Below are 9,534 nucleotides of genomic sequence, written 5' to 3' on the forward strand. Positions count from 1 at the left end.
CGAGGTTCGCCGCGAACAGGCCGCCGAGCGTGCCGGCGCAGGACGCGCTGCCGAACAGCGGGCCGAGATCGGCGGGCTCGAACGCCAGCATCTGCCGCGCGCGGCCAGCATCTCCTCGATCTCGCCGCGCGGCGTGCCGGGCCGCGCCGAGAGCACCAGTTCCTCCGGCTCGTAGAGCGTGACGCCCGAAAGCTGGGAGAGGTCGAGCGTGCGCGCGGTCTGGATCGGCCGGCCGAGGCCGCGCAGGGTGCCGCGCCCGGCGATCTCCAGCGTCTTGGCATCGGCGAGCGCAGCCCGCACCGCGTCGGCGACGCCGGCCTCGTCATAGGGGGTGAAGATGTCGCCGCTCAAGTCGCCAGACGTGGTTTCCATGGTCGCGCCGCGCCGTCCGGGGTTCGGTGAAGGGGATGCCGCGCCTCAGAAGCGCGGCAGATCGGGGAAGGGCAGCGCGCCGCCCGAGACGTGCATGCGGCCGAGTTCGGCGCAGCGATGCAGGGTCGGGAACACCTTGCCGGGGTTGAGCAGGCCCTTGTCGTCGAAGGCGCATTTCACCCTGAGCTGCTGGGCGAGGTCCACCTCGTTGAACATTTCGGGCATCAGGTCGCGCTTCTCGATGCCGACGCCGTGCTCGCCGGTGAGCACGCCGCCCACCTCCACGCACAGGCGCAGGATGTCGGCGCCGAAGGCCTCGGCGGCGTCCAGCTCGCCCTCCTTGTTGGCGTCGTAGAGGATCAGCGGATGCAGGTTGCCGTCGCCCGCATGGAACACGTTGGCGACCCTAAGGCCGTAGTGCTGCGACAGCTCGCGCATGCGCGAGAGCACCAGCGGCAGCTCCTTGCGCGGGATGGTGCCGTCCATGCAGAGGTAATCGGGCGAGAGGCGGCCCACCGCCGGGAAGGCGGCCTTGCGGCCGGCCCAGAAGCCGAGCCGCTCCTCCTCGGTTTGCGACACGCGCAGCGTCACGGCGCGGCAGTCGCGGGCGATCGCCTCCACCTCGCCGAGCAGGTGCGCGCATTCCGCCTCGGGACCGTCCAGCTCGACGATGAGGAGCGCCTCCACGTCGAGCGGATAGCCGACATTCACGAACGCCTCGGCGGCGGCGATGGCGTCGCGGTCCATCATCTCGATGGCGGCCGGGATGATGCCCTGGCCGATGATCCGGGCGACGCAGTCGCCGGCATCCTCGGAGGTGGGGAAACCCACCAGCAAAGCGCGGGCGGTGTCGGGCTTCTTCAGAAGGCGCACCGTGACCTCGGTGACGACGCCCAGCAGGCCCTCCGAGCCGATCACCACCGAGAGCAGATCGAGCCCGCCGGCATCGAGGTGCTTGCCGCCAAGCCGCACGATCTCGCCGGTGATGAGCACCAGCTCCACCCCCAGCACGTTGTTGGTGGTAAGGCCGTATTTCAGGCAGTGCACGCCGCCGGAATTCTCGCCCACGTTCCCGCCGATGGAGCAGGCGATCTGCGAGGAGGGGTCCGGGGCGTAATAGAAGCCGTCCTGCTCCACGGCGCGGGTGATGCCGAGATTGGTCACGCCCGGCTGCACCACGGCGCAGCGGTTGGCGTAGTCCACGTCCAGGATGCGGTTGAACTTGCCCATGCCGAGCAGCACCGCGTCCTGCAGCGGCAGCGAGCCGCCCGAGAGCGAGGTGCCGGAGCCGCGCGGCACCACGCGGATCTCGTTCGCGTGGCAATATCTGAGGATGGCGGCCACCTGTTCCGTGGTGGAGGGCAGCACCACCACCAGCGGCAGCTGGCGATAGGCGGTCAGCGCATCCGATTCATAGGGGCGCATGCCGCGCTCGGTCGCGATCACCCCTTCGCCGGGCACGATGGCCCGAAGGTCGGCGACGATTTCCTCCCGGCGGGCCAGAACCCGCTCATCCGCTTCCGGCAGCCTGAGGCCCGTCATGGCGGCATCCTTTAACGGTTCTATTTGGCGCCACTATAATCGGTTGAGAGGCAAAAGCTGTCGCCTATTGTTGCCTCATGGAATAAAGTTATTTCAGAATGGGAAAAGATCGGCCCCGCGGCGGGGGCGGCCCGCCGCGGACCTGAGCGATGATCGGCAATCTGGGCGACCTCGAAATCTTCGCGCGCATCGTCACTGCGGGCAGCCTGTCCGCCGCGGGGCGGGAACTGGGCCTGTCGCCGCCGGTGGTGTCGAAGCGCATCCAGCGCCTGGAGGAGCGGCTCGGCGCGCGCCTGTTCCAGCGCACCACCCGCAAGGTGACGCTGACCGAGGCGGGGCAGGGCTTCTACGAGCGGGTGGTGAACATCCTCGCCTCCATCGAGGAGGCCGAGAACCAGTTGGCCCGCAAGTCCTCGGAGGTGCGGGGGCTGCTCCGGGTGGCGGCGCCAACCTCGTTCGGGCGCCTGCACATCGCGCCGTTCCTCGGGCCGCTGCTGGCGGCGAACCCGGACCTCGTGGTCGACCTGGAATTGTCCGATGCCTTCGTGGACATCGTCGGCGAGGGGTTCGACGTGGCGGTGCGCATCGCCGATCTCGACGATTCGAGCCTCGTGGCGCGCCGGCTCGCGCCGGTGCATCGGGTGCTATGCGCGACGCCGGACTACCTGAAGAAAGCGGGCGAGCCGAAATCCATCGCCGACCTCGCGCAGCACGTGCTGCTCGCGACCCACAGCCAGGACCCCTGGCGGCTGGAGGGGCCGGACGGGCCGATCACCCTGCGCACCCATTCGCCGCTGCGCACCAATTCCAACGAGGTGGTGCGGGCGGCGACGCTCGCCTCCGTCGGCATCGCCTTGCGCTCGACCTGGGATGTGGGGCCGGAGCTGCGCTCCGGCGCGCTCAAGGTGGTGCTGCCGAAATGGCGGGCCTCGCACCGGGTGGGGCTGTTCGCGGTCTATCCCTCGCGGCGCTTCCTGCCGCAGAAGGTGCGCGTCTTCATCGACCACCTCGCCGGCCTCTATGGCACCGTCCCGCCCTGGGATCAGGGGCTGGAGCACCTATTCGACACCCGCGCCGCGGCGTGAGGGGATCCCCGACCGCATGGCGTTCGCCAGACGGCCCTGCGCTGAGCGCATGGCCGGCGCCGGGGCGGCTGCGGAAATCGGGTTGGTCGTTCGCCGCTGCTCGGCCATAACGGGGCGCCCTCACAAGCTGGTCCCATGCCTGCCGCCAAAGCTCCCGCCACGCTCACTTTCCCGGTGCCGTTCGCGGCGCGCGCGAGACCGTGCCGTTCATGCCCGGCCTCGCCGCCTTCGGCATGGCGTTCGGTGCCGCCGCGGCGCAGAAGGGGCTGACGCTCGCCGAGGCGGCTCTGTCGTCGGGCCTGGTGTTCGCCGGCCTGGCGCAGATGGTGGCGCTGGAGGGCTGGACGCAGAACTGGACCTTCTCCTCGCTCATCGCCCTCGGCCTCCTCACCTTCACCATCAATCTGCGCCACGTGCTGATGGCCGCCGCCATGCGGCCGTGGCTCGGCCAGCTGCCGGCCTGGCAGAGCTACGCCTCGCTGCTTCTGCTCGCCGACAACAACTGGGCAGCGGCCATGCGCTACCGCGCCGAGGGCGGCTCGGACGTCGGCTATTTCGTCGGCGCGGGCTTGATCACCTGGGTGCTGTGGGTGGTCTCCACCGCTGCCGGCCACGTGGTCGGCGGGGGGGTGCCGGACCCGAAGGCGATCGGCATCGACCTCGTGGTGCCCGCCTTCTTCATCGCCATGCTGCTGCCCAACTGGCGCGGCCGGCGCGAGGCGGTGGGCTGGGCACCGCGGCCGCGACCTCGCTCGCCGCGTCCTATCTGCTGCCGGGCTGGTGGTTCATCGCCATCGGCGCGGTGGCCGGCGCGCTCGCCGGAGGGTTCACCGATGACGAGCGTTGATCCCGGCACGCTCCTCGCCATCTGCGTCATGGCGGCGGCCACCATCTTCAACCGCACCGCCGGCTTCTTCCTGATGCGCCTCGTGCCGGTGACGCCGCGCGTGCGCCGGGTGCTCGATGCGCTGCCGGGGGCGGTTCTGGTGGCGCTGCTGGTCCCGAACGCGGTGCGCGGCGACGCCGCCATGCTCTGCGGCCTCGCCGCCGCATTGGCGGTGGCGAAACTCACCAAGAGCGATTTCCTGGCCGTGCTCGCCGCCATGGCCGTGGCGGCGGCAATCCGCGCCCTTTCCTGACCTCAGAAGAGAAGCCGCCGCGCGGCGACGATCAGCGCGCAGGCGAGCGCCACGGCGAGGCCGAGATGCACCGCCCGCACCGGAGGGACGGCGCGGTCGAGGATCACGTCGTCCGACAGCGCCGGATTGATGAACGCATCCACATAGGCCCCGGCCTGGAAGCGCCGGGCGAAAGCGGAGCGGCCGGGCCAGATGCCGGCGGGCCAGTCGAGCAAAGTCAGCCGCCCGCTCTCGTGCAGCCGGCCGTCCACCTGGTAACGGTAGCGCAGGCCGCGCGCCAGCGAGCCGAGGGCGCGCGGGGGCAGGGGCGGATCGACGATGTGCGCCTTCACCGTCGGCCAGTCGGCCACGGCGGCGCGCCTTGGCCGGGCCCCGCGGCCACGGCGGCGAGGATCAATCCGCCGAGAATGCCGAAGGATGCGAGATAGGCGACGACGCGCGCGACGATCTCGAGCACGACGATCTCGGGCATGGCTCTCCCCGTGTCCGGCCGCACCGACGGCCCTGTCGGCCGAGGCCGGTCCGCGCCGGTAAAAAAGCCGTCCCGGCGGGTGCCCCCACCCGCGATCGCCTCAGAGCGGCTTGGCGCTGCCGGTCACGGCCGGCGCATTCGCATTCGCCGCGCCAGGCTGGACCGCTTCGGGCTTGGCCGGCGCCGACGCCGCAGCGGCAGTGTCCGCCGGCTCCGCGGACTTGGGCTTCGGCTTGGGCCGGGCCGTGAGCGCCCGTGCCATCGAGATCACCTCGGCATGGAGGCGCGGCGACTTCTCGATGTTGAAATGGTCGATGCTGCCGGCCCCGTCGAGGTTGCGGTTGTCGAGCCGGCCCTTGAAGCCCGGCCCGGTGGCGAGGCGCTTCCCGTAGCCGTTGTTCGACTGGTAGTAGTTCACGAACCGCCCGCCCGAGGGACCGATGCTGGTCACGCCCACCGGGTCGAAGGTGACGACGAGGCGCGGGGCGGTGCCGAGCGCGGTCAGCCGCTGCGCCATCTCGATGGCGGCATCCGCACCCAGCGAATGGCCGACGATGATGATGGGAGCGTTGCGGTTGGCGCGGCTCTCGGCCGCCGCTTGGTCCGCGAGCTGGGGCCACACCCCGTATTCGTGAACGGTGGCGGTGATGCCGCGCGCATTCAGCTTCTCGGCGAGCTCGTCCATGCCGAGCGAGAACACGTTGGCGAGCCCGCGCAGCAGGTAGACGTGGCCGGTATTCTGCGCTGCCGCCGGGCCGGCAGAGAGGCCGGCCGACAGGAAGAGCGCAAAGATCAGCGCGAAGACGGGGCGCAAGGCGGACATCATGAGGGACACCGTTAGAGCTGGCGTCCGAGTTCTGCCGTCAAACGGGTCCCGGGGCAACAGGGGAGTGTTTGCCGCGCGCAACAATCCCCAACGGCAGCCTGATTTTAGGCCGGCGGCGTTGCACATCTGCACCAATCGGCAGATTTACCGCGACGGCTAGGTTTAGGTATCTAGGTGATGACTGACTTAACTTAGGGTTGTGTAAGCTGCTGCCCATTCATACCGCAATCCCTCAAGTCAGGATGAGGAGGATTGAGTGGCTTATGCCTACTGGGACGGTTCCCTAGGAGAAGAACGCTCAGCCGGACAACGGCTGGGCCAGATGCTGGCCAATATCGGGCTCCGTGGCGACGAGAGGGAAGAGCGGCGCAACCCGGTGCAAGGTGGCGCCGACACACCTCTGATGCCGCCCGGCGGCATTCTCATCGTTGCGCTTCTGTCCGGCGTTTTTGGCGCCGTCGTTGGCCTCATCTTCGGGGGCTATCTGACGATCGCATTCGCTGTCTTCGTCAGTCTGACGCTCGGATTGACCCTGGGCATCTGGATCCACCGGACCGGGGACTGACCCGAACGGGGTCCGGCTCAGCCCACCAGCAGAATGTGCAGGCTCCGCGGCCCGTGGGCGCCGAGGAGCAGGGTCTGCTCGATGTCAGCCGAGCGCGAGGGCCGGTGATCCAGTTGACCGTGCGTGGCAGCACCCCCGGCCCGAACAGGGTCCGCACCCGATCCCAGACGCTCTCATAGTCGGCGGCCACGTCCGCGGCGTCGATGACCACCAGATGGTGGTCCGGCAGGAGATTGAGCGTGCTGGGATTGTCCGGTCCCGAGAGCAGCACCAGCGTGCCCGATTCGGCGACCCCGGCATAAGCGTGGGAGAGGCCGACCAGCTGTCGGCCATCGGACGGGCCGATCCACACGTCGAGGTTGGGCTCCCTCTGCCACGGCAGGTCGGCTAGCCGCGGGTCGGCGCCGCGCAGGATGCTGGAGGGCAGGTTGCGGGCCCGCAGATAGGCGGCGATGGCGGCGGGCACCTCGTCGCGCGACGCAAGGCGGTCGAGGCTCGCATCGGCGGCGCGCGCCATAGTCTCGAACAGAGCGATCCGCTCGTCCGGCGGCAGCTGGGCACGCTGCGGCAGCACGCCGCGCGGATGGCGGGCGATGCGCTCCTCCACCTCGAAGCGGCGTGGCGCCTCCTTCGAGGTGACGCCCAGCGCCCGGCGGATGGAAGACATGACCGTGTCGCGGGAGGAGGTCATCAGGCGTCTCCCTTGGCGGCGGCCGCCTCGGCGCGCGCCAGCGCCTCGCGCTCCTTGCGCTTGCGCCATTGCGCCTGGAAGGTGTCGCCCTGCGGCGCCGGGAATCGCGATACTTGGTCCAGCCGCCGGCGAGCGGAAGGCTGGAGAAACGGCCCTTGGTCCGCCCCAGCAGCGCCAGCGCGCCCATGGCGAGCCGCGTCGCCGGCCGGTAGAGCCAGCCGCGCCGGGCGAAGAAGCCCCAGACGCCGAGCCCATAGCGCTGCGGCGCCGGCGTCAGGTGCCGCTCGAACTCCTTCTCGCGCCAGTGGCGCATGAGCTTCGGCAGCGGGATGCGCACCGGGCACACCTCCTCGCAGCGGCCGCAGAAGGTGGAGGCGTTGGGCAGGTTCGCGCCCTTCTCGATGCCGATCAGCGAGGGGGTGAGCACCGCGCCCATGGGGCCGGGATAGACCCAGCCGTAAGCGTGCCCGCCGATGGCATGATAGACCGGGCAGTGGTTCATGCAGGCGCCGCAGCGGATGCAGCGCAGCATCTCGCGCAGCTGCCCCGCCAGCATGCCGGAGCGGCCGTTGTCGAGGATCACCACGTGGTACTCGCCCGGCCCGTCGGCATCGCCGGCGCGGCGCGGGCCGGTGGAGAAGGTGGTGTAGACGCTCATCTCCTGGCCCGTGGCCGAGCGCGCCAGCACGCGCAGGAGCTGGCTCACGTCCTCCAGCGTCGGCACCAGCTTCTCGATCGAGGCGAGCACCACATGGGCCTTCGGCAAGGTCTGGGTGAGATCGCCGTTGCCTTCGTTGGTGACGATGATGGAGGTGCCGGTCTCCGCCACCAGGAAATTCGCGCCCGTCACCCCCACGTCCGCCGCCAGGAAGCGCTGGCGCAGCTTGCCGCGCGCCTCGGCGAGAAGGGAGGTGGGCTCGGAAAGGTCGCGCTCGGGCGGCAGGTCCGCATGCACGCGGCGGAAGTCCGCCTCCACCTGGTCCTTGGTGAGATGGATGGCGGGCGCGATGATGTGGGACGGGGCCTCGCCGCGGATCTGGATCAGATATTCGCCGAGGTCGGTCTCCACCGGCTCGATGCGCGCGCGGCGAGGTGATCGTTGAGGCCGATCTCCTCGGAGATCATGGTCTTGCCCTTGGTCACCGTCTTGGCGCCGAGGCGCGTGCAGATGTCGGTGACGATGTCGCGGGCCTCGGCCGCGTCCACGGCGAAATGCACGTGGCCGCCCATCTCCTTCACCTTGGCCTCGAAGCGCTCCAGATAGAGGTCGAGATGGGCGAGGGTGTGGTCCTTGATGTCCCGCGCGCTGTCGCGCAGGGCCTCGAATTCCGGCAGCTTGTCCGACGCCGCGAGGCGCCGCGAGATGAAGCCGGGCCCGACTTTTGCGAGCGCGGTCTGCAGGTTCACGTCGTCCAGCGCGTGGGCGACGTTCTGCTTGAAGGCGGGCGAAGTGATCTCGACGCTCATGGGGTCACGCCTTCCCGGAAGGGGCCGGCTCGCCGATGGCCGGGCCGTCGCCCATGCCGGCGAGCACCTCGGCCACGTGGCGCGCGCGCACCGGACTGCCTTGGCGCTGGAGCTTGCCGGCCATGTTCATGAGGCAGCCGAGATCGCCCGCCAGAAGGGTGCCGGCGCCGGTGGCGGCGATATGGTCCGCCTTCTTGCCGACGATGGCGTCGGACACCTGCGGGTACTTCACGCAGAAGGTGCCGCCGAAGCCGCAGCAGGTGTCGGATTCGCCCATTTCCACCAGCGAGAGGCCGTCCACCGTGGCGAGCAGCGCCCGCGGCTGGCGCTTCACGCCGAGCTCGCGCAGGCCCGAGCAACTGTCGTGATAGGTGACGGCGCCCTCATAGGCGGCCGCGACGCGGGTGACGCCGCGCACGTCCACCAGGAACGAGACCAGCTCGAACACCTTGGCGCAGAAGCGGTCGACGCGACCCATCCAGTCGGGATCGCCGACGAACAGCTCGGGATAGTGCGCCTTGATCATGCCGGCGCACGAGCCGGACGGGGCGACCACGTAATCGTAGCCCTCGAACGCGGCGATCACCTGTTCCGCGAGCGCGCGGGACGTGGCGCGGTCGCCGGAATTGAAGGCCGGCTGGCCGCAGCAGGTCTGGCGAGGCACATCCACCTCGCAGCCGGCCTCCTCCAGCAGCTTGGCCGCCGCAAAGCCCACGGAGGGGCGCAGGGTGTCCACAAGGCAGGTGCAGAACAGGCCGACGCGGGGCGTCTTGCCGGCGTCCGTCTCGGTCGGGGAAGCTGGATGCATGGAGACCCTGGGACCTTCGAGGCCGGATCGGAACCCGCGCGGCACGTGCGGCGCCGGAGACCGCTCCTTAGAACGATCCTATAGCACCGGAGTGCGGCCGGCGGAAAGCGAGCGGGGTTTCGGGCGGGTGCGGCGCGGCCTCTGTCAGGGCGCGATCTCGATCACGGCGCCGGGGGCCAGGCGCGCCACCAGGCGCTTCAGTTCCGCCGGCTTCAGCGCCACGCAGCCCTCGGTGGGCCGAAAGCCGGGCCGCGCCGCGTGGATAAAAACCGCCGAGCCATGGCCCGCGATGCGCGGGCGGGTGTTGTGGTCGATCACCACCACCAGGTCGTAGAGCGCGTCGTCGCGCCACATGCGCTCGTGGGAGGTGGAGACCGGCAGCTTGACCGGCCGATTGTAGCGCCGGTCGGCGGGGTCGTCGCTCCAGCCGTCATCGGGGCGGATGGCGGCGAGCGGCAGGCGCGTGTTCGGCCGCGCCATGCGGTCGGGCCGGTAAAGGACCCTCAGGATTCGATAGCGGCCGACCGGGGTGCGGCCGTCCCCCTCCCGCTTGCGCACGCCCGGACC

Annotated in this window: 10 protein-coding genes and 2 pseudogenes; 3 read left to right on the forward strand and 9 right to left on the reverse strand. The window is 70.2% G+C overall.

The window, feature by feature from the left end:
• Positions 1–372 (reverse strand): FAD-binding protein (locus tag AC2W7M_RS13300; RefSeq protein WP_486132757.1); only part of this gene is annotated, 372 nt, incomplete at its 3' end.
• Positions 373–417: 45 nt separating this feature from the next.
• A complete protein-coding gene (locus AC2W7M_RS13305) occupies positions 418–1,914 on the reverse strand; it encodes an FAD-linked oxidase C-terminal domain-containing protein (protein ID WP_486132758.1) in 1,497 nt (498 codons plus the stop codon).
• A gap of 149 nt (positions 1,915–2,063) precedes the next feature.
• Here AC2W7M_RS13305 and AC2W7M_RS13310 point away from each other — a divergent pair, with 149 nt between their 5' ends.
• Both AC2W7M_RS13310 and AC2W7M_RS13315 read left to right on the forward strand, forming a co-directional pair.
• Complete coding sequence (locus AC2W7M_RS13310; RefSeq protein WP_486132759.1) at positions 2,064–2,999, forward strand: LysR family transcriptional regulator; 936 nt, start codon at positions 2,064–2,066, stop codon at positions 2,997–2,999.
• Positions 3,000–3,208: 209 nt separating this feature from the next.
• A complete protein-coding gene (locus tag AC2W7M_RS13315; RefSeq protein WP_486132765.1) occupies positions 3,209–4,138 on the forward strand; it encodes an AzlC family ABC transporter permease in 930 nt (309 codons plus the stop codon).
• Between the two features lie 2 nt (positions 4,139–4,140).
• Here the strand turns inward: AC2W7M_RS13315 and AC2W7M_RS13320 are convergent, their stop codons facing one another.
• From AC2W7M_RS13320 to AC2W7M_RS13330, 3 genes are all read right to left on the reverse strand, one after another.
• Positions 4,141–4,488 (reverse strand): hypothetical protein, encoded by a 348-nt coding sequence (locus tag AC2W7M_RS13320; RefSeq protein WP_486132760.1) that lies wholly within the window; start codon positions 4,486–4,488, stop codon positions 4,141–4,143.
• Positions 4,467–4,610, reverse strand: coding sequence for a hypothetical protein (locus AC2W7M_RS13325; protein WP_486132761.1), 144 nt, complete (start codon positions 4,608–4,610; stop codon positions 4,467–4,469). The genes AC2W7M_RS13320 and AC2W7M_RS13325 overlap by 22 nt, the downstream gene beginning before the upstream one ends.
• A gap of 100 nt (positions 4,611–4,710) precedes the next feature.
• Complete coding sequence (locus AC2W7M_RS13330) at positions 4,711–5,436, reverse strand: thioesterase domain-containing protein (RefSeq protein ID WP_486132762.1); 726 nt, start codon at positions 5,434–5,436, stop codon at positions 4,711–4,713.
• A gap of 256 nt (positions 5,437–5,692) precedes the next feature.
• On the opposite strand from AC2W7M_RS13330, the gene AC2W7M_RS13335 reads away from it, so the two are divergent.
• The gene (locus AC2W7M_RS13335) at positions 5,693–6,001 is read left to right on the forward strand and encodes a hypothetical protein (protein WP_486132763.1); all 309 of its coding nucleotides are present in this window, start codon (positions 5,693–5,695) and stop codon (positions 5,999–6,001) included.
• Between the two features lie 17 nt (positions 6,002–6,018).
• On the opposite strand, the pseudogene AC2W7M_RS13340 reads toward AC2W7M_RS13335, so the two are convergent.
• The 4 genes and pseudogenes from AC2W7M_RS13340 to AC2W7M_RS13355 form a co-directional block, all read right to left on the reverse strand.
• Positions 6,019–6,761 (reverse strand): annotated as a pseudogene (locus tag AC2W7M_RS13340) (LutC/YkgG family protein).
• A pseudogene (locus AC2W7M_RS13345) lies at positions 6,692–8,159 on the reverse strand (lactate utilization protein B). The pseudogenes AC2W7M_RS13340 and AC2W7M_RS13345 overlap by 70 nt, the downstream one beginning before the upstream one ends.
• A 4-nt stretch (positions 8,160–8,163) precedes the next feature.
• Entirely contained in the window at positions 8,164–8,967 is an 804-nt protein-coding gene (locus AC2W7M_RS13350) for a (Fe-S)-binding protein (protein ID WP_486132764.1), read from the reverse strand.
• Between the two features lie 144 nt (positions 8,968–9,111).
• A complete protein-coding gene (locus tag AC2W7M_RS13355) occupies positions 9,112–9,525 on the reverse strand; it encodes a L,D-transpeptidase family protein (protein ID WP_486132766.1) in 414 nt (137 codons plus the stop codon).
• Positions 9,526–9,534: the final 9 nt, after the last annotated feature.

It is taken from the genome of Xanthobacter sp. BG11Y11_SDJG (assembly GCF_057364445.1).

What these genes read in the sequence shown, in the direction of transcription:
- AC2W7M_RS13305 (WP_486132758.1), bottom strand. Translation starts at nt 1,914, where the DNA reads ATGACGGGCCTCAGGCTGCCGGAAGCGGATGAGCGGGTTCTGGCCCGC.
- AC2W7M_RS13315 (WP_486132765.1), top strand. Translation starts at nt 3,209, where the DNA reads ATGCCCGGCCTCGCCGCCTTCGGCATGGCGTTCGGTGCCGCCGCGGCG.
- AC2W7M_RS13330 (WP_486132762.1), bottom strand. Translation starts at nt 5,436, where the DNA reads ATGATGTCCGCCTTGCGCCCCGTCTTCGCGCTGATCTTTGCGCTCTTC.
- AC2W7M_RS13350 (WP_486132764.1), bottom strand. Translation starts at nt 8,967, where the DNA reads ATGCATCCAGCTTCCCCGACCGAGACGGACGCCGGCAAGACGCCCCGC.
- AC2W7M_RS13310 (WP_486132759.1), top strand. Translation starts at nt 2,064, where the DNA reads ATGATCGGCAATCTGGGCGACCTCGAAATCTTCGCGCGCATCGTCACT.
- AC2W7M_RS13325 (WP_486132761.1), bottom strand. Translation starts at nt 4,610, where the DNA reads ATGCCCGAGATCGTCGTGCTCGAGATCGTCGCGCGCGTCGTCGCCTAT.